Genomic DNA, 17,192 nt, shown 5'->3' with positions numbered 1-17,192 from the left:
TTAGCTCTGGCCCGCTTTGTATCCGACACCGCGCACCGTCAGTACAATCTCGGGTGCTTCGGGGTCGCGTTCAATCTTGGAGCGGAGCCTCTGCACATGCACATTCACCAACCGCGTGTCCGCAGCGTGGCGGTATCCCCAAACCTGTTCCAGGAGCATTTCCCGGGTGAAAACCTGCCACGGCTTGCGTGCCAGCGCCACGAGCAGGTCGAACTCAAGCGGAGTCAGCGAAATGCTGTCTCCGCCACGGGAGACGGAGTGGCCCGCCACGTCGATGGACACTTCGCCTATACGCAGCGTTTCCGGGGACTTCTGGTCGCCCGGGCGCAGCCGCGCCCGGACCCGGGCCACCAGCTCGGCGGGCTTGAACGGCTTGGGCACGTAGTCGTCGGCTCCCGATTCCAAGCCGCGTACGACGTCGGCCGTGTCGGATTTCGCGGTGAGCATCACGATGGGGGTATCGGCTTCGCTGCGGATCTGCCGGCATACTTCGATACCGTCGATACCGGGCAGCATCAGGTCCAGCAGCACGAGGTCGGGCTTGCTGTTCCGGAAGATTTCCAGTGCCGAGGAGCCGTCTGCGCAGAACACCGGTTCGAACCCGTCGTTGCGCAGCACAATGCCGATCATTTCGGCCAATGCCTCGTCGTCGTCTACGACCAGTATGCGTGACTTCATAGCTCCCTGTTTCGCTGCTTGCGTCCGTCCGCGCGCAGTTGCGCGCCGGGGCCAGCAGTCCTGGCGGCTGCCGCTCCCCCAAGGCGTGCGTTGCCGCCCAAGTTAATCCCTATCATCCTAGAGGACACAAATACGGCCGCGGCTCGCCTCCTGTGCCGATTCGGGGCCGGATAACTATAGTCGAGGTTATTATCACGACTGGCTGCGGGGGAAACGGGTCAAATGAGCGAGCAGGAACACACTGGGCCGGGCAACGGACCGGACACCGGTCCGGGTACACCGGGTCCGCCGGCTGCTCCAGGGGCAGCAGATGGTACCCCCGGTGCGTGGCAGCAGCCTGCCCCTAACCAGTGGGGCCAGCAGCCCAACCCGTGGGGCCAGCCCAACCCGTGGGGACAGCCCAACCCGTGGGGACAGCCCAACCCGTGGGGCCAACCCAACCCGTGGGGACAGCCGAACCCGTGGGGACAGCCCGCAGGCGGGCCCATGCCTCCTGGTGCGTACATGCCCCCGCCCAAGCCGGGCATCGTCCCGCTGCGCCGGCTGGGCGTGGGCGAAATCCTGGACGGCGCCTTCCGTGCCTGCCGTCGCAGTGCCGCGGCGACGTTCGGCAGCGCGCTGCTGATCCAGGCTTTCATAGCGCTCGTCACGGTTATCCTCGGTTTCATTTTCGGTGACCAGATCGTCATCGACCCCGTGACGGGTGACTTGTCAGATGCCGGCATGTCCGACGACGAGGTGCTTGGGTCCACGCTCAGCATCCTGTCCCTGTTCGGCTGGGTGGCGTTGGGAAACACGGCCGGAGCCCTGCTGATCCAGGGCCTTATGGTGATCCCGGTGGCCCGCGCCGTGCTCAACCTCAAGACCGGTTTCGGCCAAACGTGGCGGATCCTGGGTCCGGTACTGCTCCGCCTGGCCGGACTCATACTGTTGCTGATGGCCGCGTTCCTTGCCGTCTTCACCCTGCTGGTCCTGCTTTTCAGCCTGGTCATCTACATGCTGGGCGACGCGGGAATCGTCGTCACGGTCCTCGGTTCGCTGGCTTCGATAGCCCTCCTCGCGTGGGTATCGGTAAAACTCATGGTGGCCCCTGCGGTACTGGTCCTGGAAGGAACCGGCGTGTTTCGTTCCCTGGCCCGGGCCTGGCAGGTGACACGGACAAACTGGTGGCGCGTCTTCGGGGTGCTGTTGCTGACCGGACTGATCACTTCGGTGCTGATGCAGGTCCTGAGTGTCCCGCTCGGCCTCATCACGTCCCTGTCACTCGGCGCGGACCCGGCAAACAGCGGCACGTTCGCGCTGCTCATGACAGCGCTTTCGCTGCTGGTTGCCGGCATCGCCTATACCTTCCAGGGTGCCGTGACTGCCCTGCTTTACGTGGACCTGCGGATGCGGCGTGAAGGGTTCGATATCGCCCTGATGAGGGAGCAGGAGAATCCCCGCATCCAGGACCCCGATTTCCTGCCGGGCAGGGCCGCGCCGGCCGCGCCGGGCGGCACCTACCCCGGCCCGGGAATGCCATGATTCCCACCCGGGTTCCCGGTGACGTGCCGGTGGATCCCGAGTCGGACCAGGCACGGGAATGGCTAAGCGATGAACTGTCCCGGGACGTCTATGCAGACGCCGAACCAGGGCTGCTTCAGCGTGCGTGGAAGGCCGTGACCGAGTGGCTGGGCGATTTGCTTGACGGACTGGAGGGCCTCGACGCCGGGCCGGGGACGCTGGTCCTGGCGCTGGCCGCCGCGGCGGTTGCCGTCATTGTTGTCCTCATATTCCGCCCCCGCTTCTCCTCCGCCGCGAAAAAACCCGGGAAAGTCTTCGCGCAAGACCTGATCGAAGCGGCGCAGCAGCACCGTGCACGCGCCGAACAGGCCGAGGCTGCGCAGCGCTGGGACGAGGCACTCGCGGAACGGTTCCGCGCCATGGTCCGGTCCGCCGAGGAGCGGGTCGTCTTCGAGGCGCGCCCTTCGCGGACCGCTGCCGAAGCAGGCGCCGGCCTGGCATCGGCGTTCCCCGAAGCCCGTACGGAACTCCTGTGGCTTGGCCGGCGCTTTGATGAGGTCATGTACGGTACAGAGCACGCTTCCTCCGATGACTGCCGGCGGGCCGCCGCACTGGACGGGGCATTGGAATCCGCCCGCCCTGCCTTGTCCCCCGAACCTGCCATGGCGGCACCCCGGTGACTGGTACGCGCACCCCATCTCCCCCGGTCCCCGCCGGCCTGCCCGGCCTGCCCGGCCTGCCCGGCCTGCCCGCAACGGATACCGGTGGGAGCCCCGGGGGATCACCCGCAGTCCGTGCTGCCGGCCCGGGCCGGGTGCTTGGCTGGTTCCGCCGGCACCGGGTCCTGCTGGCACTGGTCCTGGTCCTGGCCGTTGTGGCGGCCCTCTCGGTCTTTGCCCGCCCCCGGCAGGACAGTGAGCCCCTGTCGCCGGACAACGCGGCTCCGGACGGTGCCATGGCAGTCGCGGAGGTCCTGGCCGGCCAAGGCGTAAAAGTGCAGCATCCGCAGGACCTGGCCGAGGCCAATGCCGCCCTGGACGCGAACCCCGGTGCCACGCTGCTGTTCCTGGACCCCCGGGAGTTCCTCAACAGCGAGCAGCGCGAAGAACTTGCTGACGAGGCGGGGCGGGTGGTCCTGGTGGCGCCGTCCTTTGCGCAACTGTCGGATTTCGCACCCGACATCCGTCCCGCCGGTGTCGTACCCGACGACGCCGCCGGGCAAAGTGCCGAAGCGCGCTGCTCCGACGAAGACGCCCAGGCTGCCGGCACAGTCAGCGCCGGAGGCCAAAGCTACCGCGGCCCGGTGACCTGTTTCCCCTCGCCGGGCGCGGAGGGAACCGACCCGGCGGGGTCCTACGCCGCTACCAGGGGCGGGAGCGCCGTCGTCCTGGGCAGCCCGGACCTGATTGCCAACGCCACTGTGACGGACGAGGGCAACGCTGCCCTTGCCCTGCGCTCGCTGGGCGCGGACGAAACCCTGGTGTGGTATCAGGCCGGGCCGCAGGACATCGCTGCCGCAGAGCAGCCCGCGGACCCCTTCGACTATCTGCCTCCCTGGGTTTATCCGCTGGGGGCCTGGCTGGTGCTGGTTGCCGGATTGGCCGCCTTCTGGCGCGGGCGCAGGCTCGGGCCGCTGGCCGAGGAACCGCTGCCCGTGGTGGTGCCCGCTGCGGAGACGGTTGAGGGCCGTGCCCGCCTCTATAGGGGCAGCAACGCCGTGAGCCATGCAGCGGCAAACCTGCGGGCAGCAGCCATGACGCGGATGGCAGCGCATCGGCGGCTGGGACCGGGGGCCGACGCCGACGCAGTAACAATGGCCGCAGCCTCCGCCACCGGCCGCAGTTATACCGCGGTCGACCACCTGCTCAACCAATCGATGCCGGGGACAAGCGCCGAACTGGTGCGCTGGACCTGGGACCTGCAAGACCTAGAGGAAGAAGCAACGTCATTATGAGCCAGCAGTACGAGCCCTACCCGGCGGCGCCCGCACCATCCCGGTCCTCAAACGGAGCCGCAGCCGCGCCGCCCCTGCCTCCGGGCGGCGACCCCGTCCGGGCCGCCCTGGCCCAGGTCCGCCGTGAAGTGGGCAAGGCGGTGGTGGGGCAGGACGCTGCCGTGACCGGCCTGATCATTGCCCTGCTGGCTCGGGGCCACGTGCTGCTGGAGGGCGTGCCCGGCGTGGCCAAGACACTCCTGGTCCGGGCCCTGTCCGAAGCGTTGAGCCTGGACACGAAACGGGTGCAGTTCACTCCTGACCTGATGCCCGGCGATGTCACCGGCTCGCTGATCTATGACAACCGCTCCTCCGGGTTCTCCTTCCGGGAAGGACCCGTTTTCACCAATATCCTGCTGGCAGACGAAATCAACCGCACGCCGCCAAAAACGCAGGCTTCCCTGCTGGAAGCCATGGAGGAGCGGCAAGTAACGGTGGACGGAACAACCCGTGCCCTGCCCGAACCGTTCATTGTCGCGGCTACGCAGAACCCCGTGGAGTACGAGGGGACCTACCCGCTCCCCGAGGCGCAACTGGACCGTTTCCTGCTGAAAATGACGTTGGACCTGCCCGGGCGGGAGGATGAGATCGAAGTGATCCGCCGGCACAGCAGCGGCTTCGATCCGCGCAACCTTGCGGCCGCTGGTGTACGGCCCGTCGCGTCGGCGCGGGACTTGGAACTGGCCCGCGAAGCCGTAGCCCGGGTGGCCGTGGCCCCGGAAGTCCTGGCCTACATAGTGGACGTGGTGCGTGCCACCCGGTCCGCGCCGTCCTTCCAGCTCGGCGTCTCCCCGCGCGGGGCAACAGCGCTGCTGAACACGGCACGTGCCTGGGCCTGGCTTTCGGAGCGTACATTCGTCACCCCTGACGATGTGAAGGCCCTGACCCTTCCGGCCCTGCGGCACCGGGTGGCGCTTCGGCCCGAAGCCCAAATGGACGGCGTCAGCGTTGACCAGGTGCTGGGAAGCATCCTGGCGACCGTCCCGGTACCCCGGTAACCGGGACTTCGGATGGCTGTTTCCGGACGGTTGGTCCTGCTGGCGTTTCTTGGCGCCGGTGCCGTAATCCTTTATCCCGGGACTGCGTCCATTCTCCTGTGGCTGCTCTTCCTTGCTGCCGCGGCAACCCTGGACCTGCTCCTGGCTGCCCCGGTGAAGTCCCTGCGGATAGACCGGCGGCTGCCGGACAGTGTGCGCCTGACCGAGGCGACGGTCGGCACCCTGGTGGTGCGCAACACCGCAGGACGGTCGCTGCGGGCGGTGATCCGGGATGCCTGGCAGCCCTCCGCCGGGGCGCGGGACCCCGAGCAGCGGCTGGCGGTCCCCGCGGGTGAGGCCCGCCGGATGGACGTGCATCTTCAGCCGGCTCGGCGGGGCGTGCTGACCAGCAGTTCCGTGGCAGTGCGCAGTTTCGGCCCGCTGGGACTGGCTGCCCGGCAGCGCACGCTTCCGGTGGCCGCGCAGTTGAGGGTGCTGCCGCCGTTCCGGTCCAAACGGCACCTGCCCTCCAAGCTGCGGCGGCTGCGCGAACTGGACGGTAACACCTCCGTCCAGCTGCGCGGGGCCGGCACGGAATTCGATTCCCTGCGCGAATACGTGCGCGGCGACGATGTCCGTTCCATCGACTGGCGCGCCACCGCCCGCAGGCGGGAAACCGTGGTGCGGACCTGGCGGCCGGAACGGGACCGCCGGGTGGTCATAGCCCTGGATACCTCCCGGACTTCGGCGGCCCGGATCGAGGACGAACCGCGGCTGGACACCGGCATCGAGGCATCGCTCCTGCTCGGCGTGCTGGCCGGCAGCAGCGGTGACCGCGTGGATTTCCTGGCCTTCGACCGCCGCATCCGGGCCAGGGTGGATTCGGGCGGCAAGGGAAATATGCTGAGCCGGCTGGCCACGGCCACCGCCCCGTTGACCCCCGAGCTCATCGAAGCGGACTTTTCCCTGCTCCCCGCTGCAGTGCAGCAGATCTCGGGCCGCCGCTCCCTGGTGGTGCTGATTACCGCCCTTGACTCGGGCGCATTGGAAGAGGGCCTGCTTCCGGTACTGCCCCGGCTGCTGGAGAAGCACGTGGTGGTGGTTGCCTCGGTCCGGGATCCCGGCCTGGACGAGCTGCGCAGGGCCGGCGGCACGACGTCGTCGGTGTTCCGCGCCGCTGCCGCCGAACGCGCGCTGCTGGACCGGGCTGCCATGGGGGAACAGCTGCGTTCAATGGGCGCCGAAGTGGTGGACGAACCGCCGCACGAGCTGCCGCCGAAACTCGCGGATATGTACATTCGGCTCAAGGCCGCCGGGAGGCTGTAAGAATTAAGCATGGTGTCCGTCTACCGCACCGTCCTGGGCTCCTCCTTCGAGCGGCTGCAACCCGAACTCCGGGAATATTTCGGCCTGCACGCAGGCTCCGGGTGGTTCGGTGAGGGCACCGGCGTGTTCAGCCGGGCGGGCTGCCCGCGGCGCTGGCTGCGGCCCCTGCTGCCGCTGGTCCCGGTGGCCAACGCCTTTTTCCCCGACTACGGGGAGGACATCCCCTTCACCATCCGCAACTACCCGCATCTGGACCCCTGGGGCCGGCCGGCACTGACCGCGGTGCGGACCTTCGGGTTTCCGGGCGTGCAGCGCATCTTTGAGGACACCACGGTGCTGACGGCGCCGGGGGTGCTGACGGACTATCTGGGCCGGCGCCGCAATATGGCTACGGACCTGCTGCTTCGGGTATCCGCAGACGGACACCTGCACATGGATTCACCGGGCAGCCGCCTGTTCCTCGGCCGGCTGCGCCTGCCCCTGCCGCACTTTGCCGGAGCGGATGCCCGGGTGGAGCAGTGGTGGGACCCCGCACAGCAGCACTTCCGGATCAGCGCCCGGGTGGTGCAGCGGCAGGTGGGTACGGTGTTCGAGTATGACGGCGCCTTCACCTACGCCTACCGGGAGTTCGACGGCGTGCTGCCGGCCGGCGCGGAACCGGACCGCTGGGAGCGCCGCACCTAGGGTTGCGCAATCCGGTATCCGGTTAGCCCTCTGCTGCCACCTGGTCAAGGGCTGAGGCTGTCTGCGTCAGCCGGGCCAGGACCTTGCGGGCAGCGTCCGGTGACAGGCCGGCCAGGTCCGCAGCCGGCAGCAGCCCCAGTGACGGCAGGTCCTTCACGGAGAGTCCGAGCTTGCGCCAGGGGCGCAGCACCTTTTCCGCCAGGGCCGTGACCTGGGGAAGCGGCGCTCCGGCAGGCGGGAGGGACAGCACGCCGAGCCATACCCGCTCTCCGTTTTCCACCGCCTCGGCGATGCCCTCCCAGTCCCGGGCGTCGAGCCCGTCGGTGACCAGGGCCGTACCCTGCACTCCGGCGCTGCGGGCCAGCTCGAACGGGGACTGGACACCGGAACGCAGCGGGCCCAACTCCCCGGCACGCGGCAGCGCCAGCACGGTGTCCGCCCCGGCAGCACCAATCGCCTCGCGCAGCTGCTGCCAGGCGGCGGCAACCTCCCCCGACGCCACGGAGCGCAGCGTACGGTAGCCGCTGGCTGTGGGGATACCTCCGGCGAGGATGGCGGCGATCTCCGGTTCGTCCACCTGCACCGTGATGCGGGCGCCGGGCACGGACGAGGCGGCCCGGGAAATGTAGCTCCCGACTCCGGCCGCAAGTGACTGCGCCAGTTCCCGCCGCGCACCGGCGTCGGCAAGGGCCCGTTCGCCGTTATGCAGGTGCAGGTTCGCGGCCAGGGACAGCGGCCCCCGCAGGGAAATTTTCAGTGCGTGCCCCGGGGACTCCTCGGCACCGGCTACGTCGGCCAGCGCATTCAGGTCCTGGCCGAGCAGTGAGACCGCACGCCGGTGCTCCTTGCCCGGGCGTTCCACGAGGCGCCAGCCGTGCGGCTGGATGTCCGCAAAGAGGTCAACCAGCAGGGAGGCGGAACGCCCCACGGCCTCCGCTTCCGGGCCCCGCTGGGGCAGTTCCATCAGGAACGGGAGATGCGGATCCCCCAGCTCACCGCGGATAACCCGGCTGGATTCCACCGGATCGGTTCCCGGCCAGCCGCCGGCCGCGCTTGCGGTGACGGTGCCGTTGCGGGTTGGAGCTTGCTGCGCCGGCTGAATCTGCCCCTGCGGGGTCCTGTCCTGCTCAGGCATCGGTGGCACCCGCGGACGCAGAGCCGGACTCAGGGCCGGCCGCGGGCCCGGCGGGTCCGCCGTTGCGCGTCTGGGAGATGGCCTGATGGTGGCGGATGACCTCACGGATGATGAAGTTCAGGAACTTCTCCGCGAACGCCGGATCCAGGTGCGCATCTGCCGCCAGCCGGCGCAGCCGGGCAATCTGCGCCACTTCGCGTCCCGGGTCCGCCGGCGGCAGGTGGTGCTCGGCCTTGAGGTGGCCCACCCGCTGGGTGGCCTTGAACCGCTCGGCCAGCAGATACACCAAGGTGGCATCGATGTTGTCGATGCTGCTGCGCATGGCGAGGAGTTCGTCCATAACGTCCTGGGCGACTTTCCCGGAGAGGGAGCTTGCCCGCGGATCGAATTCTTCGTCCGGTGATTCAGGTCCTGTATGGCTCATTGGACCAGTTTAGGCGGCAACGCTTAACCCCCGCGGCACGTTACGTACGGCCGTGCTAGGAAACCGCGGCCGGATCCCACTCGAGGGACCGGGCCGAGTCGATGGTTGCCTGGCCCAGCACCCGCGTGCCCTGGTACAGAACCATGGACTGGCCGGGGGCCACCCCGCGCATCGGTTCGGTGAGCCGGACCACCAGTTCCCCGCGTACCGCGCCGGTCGCCTCATCGGCCACGTCTTCCATCCAGCCGGTGGCCGCGACGGGGTCGCCGTGGGCGCGGACCTGTACCGTGCAGTCGAACCGGGTGCGGGCGGCGATCTCGGGGATCGGCACACCGGCCCAGGAAATCTTGGTCCCGCGCATCTGGTCGATGTTCAGCAGCTGCTCCGGTCCGACAACAACCTTGTTTTCCTTGGGCCGGATCTCCAGCACGAAGCGCGGTTTGCCGTCCGCCGCCGGAGTGCCGAGCTTCAGGCCGCGGCGCTGGCCCACGGTGTAGGCGTTTGCGCCGGGGTGGGTGCCGAGCTTCTGGCCCGTTTCATCGACGATGTCGCCTTCGGACATGTCGATGCGCTCTTCGAGCCAGCCGCGGGTGTCGCCGTCGGGAATGAAGCAGATGTCGTGGCTGTCCGGCTTGTTGGCCACGGACAGGCCGCGGCGTTCGGCTTCGGCCCGCACTTCGGCCTTGGACGGGGTTTCCGCCAGGGGGAACATGCAGTGCCGCAGCTGCTCTTCGGTCAGCACGCCGAGCACATAGGACTGGTCCTTCGCCCAGTCCGCGGCGCGGTGCAGTTCCGGGTTGCCCTCCGGGTTGGTGATGACCTTGGCGTAGTGGCCGGTGCAGACGGCGTCGAAGCCCAGGGCCAGTGCCTTCTCCAGCAGCGCGGCGAACTTGATCCGTTCGTTGCAGCGCATGCAGGGATTGGGTGTGCGGCCGGCGGCGTATTCGGCCACGAAGTCGTCCACCACATCTTCCTTGAACCGCTCCGAGAAGTCCCACACGTAGTAGGGGATGCCCAGGATGTCGCAGGCCCGCCACGCGTCCCGGGAGTCCTCGATGGTGCAGCAGCCGCGGCTGCCGGTACGCAGGGTGCCCGGCATCCGGGACAGCGCCAGGTGGACACCGACGACGTCGTGCCCTGCCTCCACTGCCCGTGCCGCTGCCACAGCGGAGTCCACTCCGCCGCTCATTGCTGCCAAAACCTTCATGAAGTCAAACCTGTTCCTGCTGTCTGGATGCTGCTTACGTGTCCGGCCATCCCGGCCTTCTTGGCCCGCTCATATGCTTCGGGCAGTACCTGCAATAACGTGTCAACGTCTTCGGCCGTGGTTGTATGCCCGAGGCTGAACCGCTGCGCTCCGCGGGCCTCGGTTTCGCTCAGCCCCATGGCGAGCAACACATGCGAAGGCCGCGGCACCCCGGCAGTGCAGGCCGAGCCGGTGGAGGATTCCACGCCGGCCAGGTCCAGGAGGAAAAGCAGCGAGTCCCCCTCGCATCCGGGGAAGGTGAAGTGAGCGTTGCCCGGCAGCCGGCGCCCGCCGTCGTCGTCGCGAACACCGCGCAGCACGGCGTCCGGGATGGCCCGCTCGACGCCGGTGATGAGGTAGTTCCGCAGGGTGCGCAGGCGTTCAGTCTCGTCCCCCAGATGCTCGACGGCGTCTTGGGCTGCCGCCGCGAACGCCGCAACGCCGGCCGTGTCCAGGGTGCCCGAGCGAATGTCGCGCTCCTGTCCTCCCCCGTGCAGGACCGGTGTGAGCTTGACCGACCGGCCCACCACCAGTGCCCCGGTGCCTACCGGTCCGCCAATCTTGTGGGCGCTCAGCGCCATGGTGTCCAGCCCGGAGGCACGGAAATCCACGGGCACGGCGCCGAAGGCCTGGACCGCGTCGGAATGCACCGGCACACCGTATTCGTGCGCCAGGGCGGCAACGGTCCGCACATCCTGCACGGTGCCGACCTCGTTGTTGGCCCACATAAGCGTGAGCAGGGCGATGCTGTCGGCGTTGGCTTCGAGCTCCCGGCGGACTGCGTCAAGGGAAATAACGCCGTCACCGTCCACCGGGATCCATACCGGGACGGCACCTTCGTGCTTTTCCAGCCATTCCACGGTGTCGAGCACGGCGTGGTGTTCGATGCCGGAGACCAGGATCCGGGTGCGGGCCGGATCGGCGTCGCGGCGGGCCCAGAACAGGCCCTTCACGGCCAGGTTGTCCGCTTCGGTGCCGCCGGACGTAAAGATGATTTCGGAGGAGTGGCAGCCTGCGGCGGCAGCAAGGATCTCCCGCGATTCCTCCACCACCATCCGGGCGCGCCGGCCCGAACCGTGCAGGGACGAGGGATTGCCGCTGCGGCTGAGTTCTGAAGTGAGTGCGGCGAGGGCCGAAGCCGAAATCGGCGTGGTCGCCGCGTGATCTAGATACACGGGCACCAGCTAATTCTAGCCGCCATAGCGGTCAGCACCCATTCGGCGGGCTGGGATTTTCCTGAGGGTTGGCCCACAGGTGCCGCCGCGCGCGGCGGGCTTCGGGATATCATCCTGCCGTGCGGCCAACCCCAACACCCCCGCTGACTGTTCCCCCGGGCCCGCCCGCGGACCGGAACACGGTCCTTGCTCACCTGGCCCGGGTGCTCCTGGCGCTGCAGCCCTCCTCCCGGTTGCTGATGGCCGTTGACGGCGTTGACGGCGCCGGGAAGACCACTTTCGCCGACGAACTCGCTTCTGCCCTCCGCGCGTCCGGCGCAGCCGAACCCCGCCAGGTCCTGCGGGTGGGCCTTGATGATTTCCACAACGTGCGCGGGGTCCGCTACCGGCTCGGCCGCAGCTCACCGGACGGCTTCTGGCTCGATTCCTACAATCTGGGCCAGTTCAAGGAGTACGTGCTGGACCCCTTGACCAAGGGGGCGCCGGCATTCCGGGACCGCGGCCATGACCTCGAGACTGATGCGGTGCTGGACCCGGCTCCGGTGCCGGCAGCACCCAACGCCGTCGTCCTGGTTGACGGGATGTTCCTGCACCGGGACGAACTGCGGAACTTCTGGGACTGCTCCGTGTTCCTGGACGTACCGTTCACGGTGACCGCTGCCCGGCTGGCTGTACGCGACGGTTCACCCTCAGTGCACCCGCACCGCCCGGGCCGGGACCGGTACGTGGGCGGGCAGCAAAGGTACTTCGCCGCAGCGGATCCGGCCGCCCGGGCGTTTCTGGTGCTGGAGAACTCCTGCGAAAGGACGCTGCAGGTGATTGATCCGGCAAACGCGACGTACCGGGCGGGGAAACAGCCGGGCGGGGAAACAGCCGGGGAAAGTGAACAGCAGCGGTCGGTAGAATTGCCGCACTGGACCCCGAACCGTGCCGAAAGGAACCGCCGTGAGCCCGTCAGGCCGGACACTCTATGAGGTCTTGGGCCTGCTGCCCGGGGCGTCAGCTGCTGAAATCAAGTCCGCCTACCGGAAGGCTGCCCGCCAGACGCACCCCGACCACGGCGGCGACAGCGAGCGCTTCGACCGGGTTGCCGGTGCATACCGGGTGCTTTCCGATCCGGTTCGGAAAGCCGCCTATGACCGGCAGCTGGGCAGTGCCGGCAGTGCCCCGGCACGCAGCAGCGCGGCCCGAACGGGCCGGGCTGCCGGAGAGGCCGCTGCCCCCGGCGCCGCAGCCGGCAGGACGGCAGCAGCGGATCTGGACCTTCCTCCGGTGTTTGTCCCGGACTTCTCCCCGCAGAATCCGCCGCTCATCCCCTTGACCATGGCCGGGCAGCAGATCCACGGCGCTCCCCGCCGTCCCGGCTTCTTCTCCCGGCTCGGCTCCACCGGCAGCCGGTTCGACGCCGAGAACCTCACCATTGCGCTGCTGGACCGGGAGCTGCTGGACGAGTACCCCGCCGCGCGGCTGGTCAACGGGCTGCACATTCCCGACGCCGGGCCGCGGGGCGGGAACCTCGACGTCGGCCATGTGCTGCTGGGCGGCTACCGGATGGCGGTCCTGGGCTCGCTTATGGCCGCTCCCGGGAACTACCGGTGGGACGGACGGCATCTGCTGCACCGCGGACGGGAAGTGTCCACGCTGCGGCTCGCCGATGCGGTGCGGACCATGCAGGCCCGCTTTCCCACCTGCAATGTCGCCGGCTGGCTGGTCCTCCACAGCCCCAACGGCAACCCGTTCGAGCCCATCATCGATTACCCGCCCACTTTGAGCAGGTCCGCGCCCGCCACCCTGCACACAGCCAACCCGGGCGGCCTGGTCCGGGAGCTCCGCCGGTTCTTCGCCGAAGGGCCGACGCCGAACACGGTCCAGCTGCCCGTGCTGGGCCCGCTCATTGACGCTTCGGCACGCTGAGCCGTGCGTCTGCCCGGCCGATGCCGGGCTTAGGATGGAGCTGTGTTCCGCATCCTTTTCCACTCCCCTGAAATCCCGGGCAACACGGGAAACGCCATCCGCCTTGCCGCCATTACCGGCGCCGAACTCCACCTGGTGGAGCCGCTGGGCTTCAGCCTGGAGGACTCCAAGCTGCGCCGCGCCGGCCTGGACTACCACGACCTCGCCGTCCTCCACGTGCACAAAAGCCTCGAGGACGCCTGGGAAGCCCTCGCACCGGAGCGGGTCTATGCCTTCACTTCCGACGGCGATACGTCCTACACCGATATCGAGTATCGTGCCGGTGACGTGCTGATGTTCGGCCGCGAGTCGGTGGGACTATCAGATGAGGTAAAGAAGGACCCGCATGTCACCGCACGGGTACGGTTGCCCATGCTGCCGACGCTGCGGTCCCTGAACCTGGCAAATTCCGCATCCATTGCCGTTTACGAAGCCTGGCGCCAGCATGGCTTCGCCGGTGCCCAGCTCTAGCTAAGGACATATCCCATGCCTGCACGCCACATCGGCACTGCCTACGACGACGGCGCCGCGGACTTTGAGCGCCTCGCACCATCGCTGTGGAATCCCATGGGCAATGCGCTTGCGGCGGCTGCGGACATCAGCCTGGGCGACCGCGTCCTGGATGCGTGCTGCGGCAGCGGTGCCACCACCATCCCTGCCGCCCAGTTCGCCGGACCCGATGCGACCGTTGACGGTGTCGACCTCAGCGGAGAGCTGCTGGCCCTGAACCAGGCGAAGGCGGACACCCTGTCCCTGAACGGCGTGCGGCTTTTCAAGGCCGATGCCGCTGGATGGCAGTCCGGGGATCCCTACGACGCCGTCCTCTGCGCCTACGGGCTTTTCCTCCTGCCCCAGATGGACGCCGCTGCGGCCCACCTGGTTTCGCAGCTGCGCTCCGGCGGACGGTTTGCCCTCAGCGTGTGGCAGGAAGGCGCCGGGTCCCCCTTCAGCGAACTGCTGTGGAAGGCCTGCCTGCAGGAACGTCCGGAACTGGCCGATGCCCCGCAGCCGAAGACGGACAACCTCCGGCGGATCAACACGCCGGAGAAACTTTCGGCCTGGCTCGAGTCCCTCGGCCTCACCGACGTGGCGGTAACCCCCACGCAGGGACGGGTCCAGCTCAGCGGTTCGCTGGCGTGGTCCCTGGTCATGGGCAGCACCTTCCGCGAACTCCTGCCTTCCGCGCCGGACGCGGTGGAACGGGTGCGTACAAACTTCCTGGCCGAACTCGGTGAGGACTTCGAGCTGAACGCCGACACCCTGATCGCCACCGGCGTCCGCCCCTAAGAGGGGCTGGCCGGCCCGGAGGGGGCTGGCCGGCGCGGCAGCCGGTTTAGAACCCGGCGATCGTCTCGGGCGTATTGACGCCCACCACGTGGAAGACCTCGGCACTGGAGCCCTCGGACATACCGTGGCGGCGTGCGTTGTCCTGCAGGAACCGGCGCACCGAGGTGTCCATGCCCTCAATGTCCGGGTGCTGGCTGGCATGCACCCGGATGGCGGCGAGCTTGGTGTCCACGGTGGCGCTGACCTCCACGGCCCGGTTCTCCCGCTCACGCGGCGCACCGTAGAACCACAGCCACGGCACCTTGTACGCCTGAAGTCCCCGCTCGGCCAGTTCGGGATAGGCGAAGGGGTTCTCCGCCGCGGGATACACCGCCCGGGTCACTATTTCGCCGCAGGCGAGGTGGTCCGGATGGCTGGCCTGCAGGCGGTCCCAGTTCCGTTCCGGGTGCATTGCCAGCACTACGTCCGGCCGTACCCGGCGGATCTGCTCCACTGCCCGGGCGATCACCGAATGGTTCACCTCCAGGTAGCCGTCCCGCTCCCCCAGGAACACCACGTCCTGGGCCCCCACTGCGCGGGCTGCGGCGCGCTGTTCCTCGCTGCGCAGCTCACTGACCCCGGTGCGGTCCGCGGGGTCGAATCCCCCGGCGTCCCCGGAGGTCATGATGCAGTACGTGATCCGGGCGCCGTCGGACGCCCAGCGGGCCAGCGTGCCGGCGGCACCGAAATCAATGTCATCCGGGTGGGCGGCGAAGGCCAGGACCCGGCCGGGCGTTGGGAACTGGTCCACGCTAGGCCCTGCGCTTCCGGATTTCCGCGGCCGCCTGCGGCAGGACCGAGAACACGTCGCCCACCACGCCGAAGTCGGCAATTTCGAAGACCGGCGCATCGGCGTCCTTGTTTACCGCCACAATTACCTGCGCTGTCTGCATGCCCGCCTTTTGCTGGATCGCCCCGGAAATGCCGGCGGAAATGTACAGCTGCGGAGACACGGTCTTGCCGGTCTGGCCCACCTGCGCGGAGTGCTCTATCCAGCCGGCATCCGTGGCAGCGCGGGACGCTCCCACGGCCCCGCCCAGCAAATCCGCAAGCTCTTCGACGGGACCGAAGTTCCCGTCCATGCCGCGGCCGCCTGCCACAATCACCCGCGCTTCGGCCAGTTCGGGCCGCCCGCTGACACGTTTGCCGGTACGCCCGGTCACCCGTGCCGCGGGGCCGGCCTCGGGAACCGACAGCTCGATCCGGGCCGGTGCACCGGCTTCGACGGCGTCGGCGGGCTCAACGCTGTTGGCCTTCACCGTGATGATCGGCGTTCCGGCCTGCACCCGGCACGTGGAGGTCCAGGACCCGGCCAGCACCGACTTGGTGACGGCGAGATCGGGGGCAACGGCAACGGCGTCGGTAATCACGCCGGAGCCCAGTTTGATCCCGGTGCGAGCGGCAATTTCGCGGTCTTCGAAGGAATTGCCCAGCAGGATCGCGGCCGGCTGCTCCGCGGTGGCCGCTTCGGCAAGGAAGGCCGCCTTGGCGGCAACCAGGACGGTATCCAGGTCTCCGGCAGGCTCGTAAACCTTCCGTGCGCCGTGCGCAGCCAGCGCTTCCGCCAGTTCCGTCTCCAGCGGTCGGGCGGAGGCAACCACCGGTTCACCCACGCTGCCCGCAAGGGTCAGCAATTCGCGGGCGGCCCGCGGCAGGGGCAGGGCAGGGACATCTAGGAAAACGAGGACGGACGCCATGGGATGCGCTCCTTCGGGACGTGGGCGGCGGCGCGCGGGAAGCGCCGGTGCAAGGGTCGGGGGTCTAGATCAGTTTCTGCGCGGCAAGGTAGTCCACCAGCTGCACGCCGGCCGATCCGTCGTCGGTAATGATGGTTCCCTGTGAACGGGGCGGCCGGGGTGCCGACGCGGCGACGGTGGTCCAGGCCCCGTCGCGGCCGACCTGGCCGGCCTCAATGCCCAAGTCTGCGAGGCTGAGCACCCGTACGGTCTTTTTCTTCGCGGCCATGATGCCCTTGAAGTTGGGGTAGCGCGGATCGTTGGCCTGGTCCGTCACCGAGACCAGCGCCGGCAGCGGCGCCTCGACCGTCTCAGTAAAGGAGTCGCCGTCGCGGCGGGCCTTGACGAGCGGGCCGTCAGCGCTGTCGGCTACCTCCAGCTCGGACGCGAAGGTTACCTGCGCCAGCTGAAGCCGTTCGGCCAGCTGCGCCGGCACCAGGGAAGTCTCACCGTCGGTGGATGCCATCCCGCTGATGACCAGGTCCACCGGCCCGTCTGCGTCGGCGATGGCGCGCACGGCCGCGGCGAGCGCGAGCGACGTCCCGGCGGCGTCGGAGCCGGCCAGGGCTTCGTCGGAGAGGTGGACGCCGGAGTAGGCACCGATCTGCAGGGATTTCTTGACGGCGTTGACGGCTGCCGCCGGTCCCATCGAGAGGGCAGTGACGCGGTTTCCTGCCGCTTCGCCGCCTCGTGCCTCGGCCAGCTGCAGGGCCGCTTCCAGCGCGTATTCGTCCAGCTCGGAAAGGATGCTCTCGGAGCGGTCCAGGGTGTGTCCCGGGCCGGTGAGGTGCCGGTCAAACTGTGCGTCGGGGACATGCTTTACCAAAACAACAATGTTCAGCGGACGGTTGGCTGCTTCCTGCATTCCGCGCCTTTCCGGTAGGAAATCGGTTCCCGGCGGCCGGGAATGCTCCCGCCGACGCGCGCCTTCCGGTGGGACGGCGCGATTAAAGCTAATCACACCATGCTCCCCGGATGCCCCCGGTACGGAGGAAGGACCGCCTCCGGGGATTTCCGGAAGCGGCCCTTCGCCCGC

At 68.6% G+C, this 17,192-nt stretch carries 18 protein-coding genes; 10 read left to right on the top strand and 8 right to left on the bottom strand.

Features of this window, described 5'->3' with window-relative positions; all coding sequences use genetic code 11:
* Nucleotides 1-678 (bottom strand): MtrAB system response regulator MtrA, encoded by a 678-nt coding sequence (gene mtrA / locus QNN98_RS05830; protein WP_227913687.1) that lies wholly within the window; start codon nt 676-678, stop codon nt 1-3.
* Between the two features lie 486 nt (nt 679-1,164).
* Here mtrA and QNN98_RS05825 point away from each other — a divergent pair, with 486 nt between their 5' ends.
* Genes QNN98_RS05825 through QNN98_RS05800 form a run of 6 tightly spaced genes read left to right on the top strand, consistent with a single transcriptional unit; the run spans nt 1,165 to nt 7,161 of the window.
* On the top strand, nt 1,165-2,202 hold the full coding sequence (locus tag QNN98_RS05825; RefSeq protein ID WP_283996494.1) for a hypothetical protein: 1,038 nt from the start codon (nt 1,165-1,167) through the stop codon (nt 2,200-2,202).
* Entirely contained in the window at nt 2,199-2,861 is a 663-nt protein-coding gene (locus QNN98_RS05820) for a DUF4129 domain-containing protein (RefSeq protein ID WP_283996493.1), read from the top strand. The genes QNN98_RS05825 and QNN98_RS05820 overlap by 4 nt, the downstream gene beginning before the upstream one ends.
* Nucleotides 2,858-4,135: a DUF4350 domain-containing protein gene (locus QNN98_RS05815; RefSeq protein WP_283996492.1), complete on the top strand. Its 1,278-nt coding sequence runs from the start codon at nt 2,858-2,860 to the stop codon at nt 4,133-4,135. The genes QNN98_RS05820 and QNN98_RS05815 overlap by 4 nt, the downstream gene beginning before the upstream one ends.
* Nucleotides 4,132-5,172 carry an AAA family ATPase gene (locus QNN98_RS05810; protein ID WP_229957513.1) on the top strand — a complete coding sequence of 347 codons (1,041 nt, stop codon included), beginning with the start codon at nt 4,132-4,134 and terminating at the stop codon, nt 5,170-5,172. Before QNN98_RS05815 ends, QNN98_RS05810 begins: the two co-directional genes overlap by 4 nt.
* A 12-nt stretch (nt 5,173-5,184) precedes the next feature.
* Nucleotides 5,185-6,477 carry a DUF58 domain-containing protein gene (locus QNN98_RS05805; RefSeq protein ID WP_227924989.1) on the top strand — a complete coding sequence of 431 codons (1,293 nt, stop codon included), beginning with the start codon at nt 5,185-5,187 and terminating at the stop codon, nt 6,475-6,477.
* A 9-nt stretch (nt 6,478-6,486) separates the two neighbouring features.
* Complete coding sequence (locus QNN98_RS05800) at nt 6,487-7,161, top strand: DUF4166 domain-containing protein (protein WP_229957518.1); 675 nt, start codon at nt 6,487-6,489, stop codon at nt 7,159-7,161.
* A gap of 22 nt (nt 7,162-7,183) precedes the next feature.
* Here the strand turns inward: QNN98_RS05800 and QNN98_RS05795 are convergent, their stop codons facing one another.
* From QNN98_RS05795 to QNN98_RS05780, 4 genes are read right to left on the bottom strand one after another with little or no spacing between them, the layout of a single operon-like run.
* Nucleotides 7,184-8,296, bottom strand: a complete 1,113-nt coding sequence (locus QNN98_RS05795) for a uroporphyrinogen decarboxylase/cobalamine-independent methonine synthase family protein (protein WP_229957520.1) — start codon at nt 8,294-8,296, stop codon at nt 7,184-7,186.
* Nucleotides 8,289-8,720 carry a chorismate mutase gene (locus tag QNN98_RS05790; RefSeq protein WP_227913676.1) on the bottom strand — a complete coding sequence of 144 codons (432 nt, stop codon included), beginning with the start codon at nt 8,718-8,720 and terminating at the stop codon, nt 8,289-8,291. The genes QNN98_RS05795 and QNN98_RS05790 overlap by 8 nt, the downstream gene beginning before the upstream one ends.
* 55 nt (nt 8,721-8,775) lie before the next feature.
* Nucleotides 8,776-9,927, bottom strand: a complete 1,152-nt coding sequence (gene mnmA, locus QNN98_RS05785; protein WP_227924992.1) for a tRNA 2-thiouridine(34) synthase MnmA — start codon at nt 9,925-9,927, stop codon at nt 8,776-8,778.
* Entirely contained in the window at nt 9,924-11,147 is a 1,224-nt protein-coding gene (locus tag QNN98_RS05780) for a cysteine desulfurase family protein (RefSeq protein WP_227924993.1), read from the bottom strand. Before QNN98_RS05780 ends, mnmA begins: the two co-directional genes overlap by 4 nt.
* A 113-nt stretch (nt 11,148-11,260) precedes the next feature.
* Between QNN98_RS05780 and QNN98_RS05775 the strand changes: the two genes are divergently transcribed.
* The 4 genes from QNN98_RS05775 to QNN98_RS05760 are packed head-to-tail and all read left to right on the top strand — an operon-like array spanning nt 11,261 to nt 14,381.
* Complete coding sequence (locus tag QNN98_RS05775; protein WP_283996491.1) at nt 11,261-12,115, top strand: nucleoside/nucleotide kinase family protein; 855 nt, start codon at nt 11,261-11,263, stop codon at nt 12,113-12,115.
* Complete coding sequence (locus tag QNN98_RS05770; RefSeq protein WP_227913670.1) at nt 12,087-13,055, top strand: J domain-containing protein; 969 nt, start codon at nt 12,087-12,089, stop codon at nt 13,053-13,055. Before QNN98_RS05775 ends, QNN98_RS05770 begins: the two co-directional genes overlap by 29 nt.
* Nucleotides 13,056-13,097: 42 nt before the next feature.
* Complete coding sequence (locus QNN98_RS05765) at nt 13,098-13,565, top strand: tRNA (cytidine(34)-2'-O)-methyltransferase (RefSeq protein WP_227913669.1); 468 nt, start codon at nt 13,098-13,100, stop codon at nt 13,563-13,565.
* A gap of 15 nt (nt 13,566-13,580) precedes the next feature.
* Nucleotides 13,581-14,381 carry a class I SAM-dependent methyltransferase gene (locus tag QNN98_RS05760; protein ID WP_227913667.1) on the top strand — a complete coding sequence of 267 codons (801 nt, stop codon included), beginning with the start codon at nt 13,581-13,583 and terminating at the stop codon, nt 14,379-14,381.
* A gap of 46 nt (nt 14,382-14,427) precedes the next feature.
* Here QNN98_RS05760 and QNN98_RS05755 read toward each other — a convergent pair whose 3' ends face one another.
* From QNN98_RS05755 to QNN98_RS05745, 3 genes are all read right to left on the bottom strand, one after another.
* Nucleotides 14,428-15,171: a PIG-L deacetylase family protein gene (locus tag QNN98_RS05755; protein WP_283996490.1), complete on the bottom strand. Its 744-nt coding sequence runs from the start codon at nt 15,169-15,171 to the stop codon at nt 14,428-14,430.
* A gap of 1 nt (nt 15,172) precedes the next feature.
* On the bottom strand, nt 15,173-16,117 hold the full coding sequence (locus QNN98_RS05750) for an electron transfer flavoprotein subunit alpha/FixB family protein (protein ID WP_283996489.1): 945 nt from the start codon (nt 16,115-16,117) through the stop codon (nt 15,173-15,175).
* Between the two features lie 64 nt (nt 16,118-16,181).
* Nucleotides 16,182-17,021 (bottom strand): electron transfer flavoprotein subunit beta/FixA family protein, encoded by an 840-nt coding sequence (locus QNN98_RS05745; protein ID WP_227913662.1) that lies wholly within the window; start codon nt 17,019-17,021, stop codon nt 16,182-16,184.
* Between the last annotated feature and the right edge of the window lie 171 nt (nt 17,022-17,192).

This window comes from Arthrobacter sp. zg-Y1143 (assembly GCF_030125565.1).
Taxonomy (GTDB): Bacteria; Actinomycetota; Actinomycetes; order Actinomycetales; family Micrococcaceae; genus Arthrobacter_B.
This window is presented reverse-complemented; position numbering and strand designations above follow the sequence as displayed.

Excerpts from the sequence above, each read along its gene's own strand:
- mtrA (WP_227913687.1), bottom strand. The coding sequence starts at position 678 with ATGAAGTCACGCATACTGGTCGTAGACGACGACGAGGCATTGGCCGAA.
- QNN98_RS05825 (WP_283996494.1), top strand. The coding sequence starts at position 1,165 with ATGCCTCCTGGTGCGTACATGCCCCCGCCCAAGCCGGGCATCGTCCCG.
- QNN98_RS05820 (WP_283996493.1), top strand. The coding sequence starts at position 2,199 with ATGATTCCCACCCGGGTTCCCGGTGACGTGCCGGTGGATCCCGAGTCG.
- QNN98_RS05810 (WP_229957513.1), top strand. The coding sequence starts at position 4,132 with ATGAGCCAGCAGTACGAGCCCTACCCGGCGGCGCCCGCACCATCCCGG.
- QNN98_RS05805 (WP_227924989.1), top strand. The coding sequence starts at position 5,185 with ATGGCTGTTTCCGGACGGTTGGTCCTGCTGGCGTTTCTTGGCGCCGGT.
- QNN98_RS05800 (WP_229957518.1), top strand. The coding sequence starts at position 6,487 with ATGGTGTCCGTCTACCGCACCGTCCTGGGCTCCTCCTTCGAGCGGCTG.
- QNN98_RS05795 (WP_229957520.1), bottom strand. The coding sequence starts at position 8,296 with ATGCCTGAGCAGGACAGGACCCCGCAGGGGCAGATTCAGCCGGCGCAG.
- QNN98_RS05790 (WP_227913676.1), bottom strand. The coding sequence starts at position 8,720 with ATGAGCCATACAGGACCTGAATCACCGGACGAAGAATTCGATCCGCGG.
- mnmA (WP_227924992.1), bottom strand. The coding sequence starts at position 9,927 with ATGAAGGTTTTGGCAGCAATGAGCGGCGGAGTGGACTCCGCTGTGGCA.
- QNN98_RS05760 (WP_227913667.1), top strand. The coding sequence starts at position 13,581 with ATGCCTGCACGCCACATCGGCACTGCCTACGACGACGGCGCCGCGGAC.
- QNN98_RS05750 (WP_283996489.1), bottom strand. The coding sequence starts at position 16,117 with ATGGCGTCCGTCCTCGTTTTCCTAGATGTCCCTGCCCTGCCCCTGCCG.
- QNN98_RS05745 (WP_227913662.1), bottom strand. The coding sequence starts at position 17,021 with ATGCAGGAAGCAGCCAACCGTCCGCTGAACATTGTTGTTTTGGTAAAG.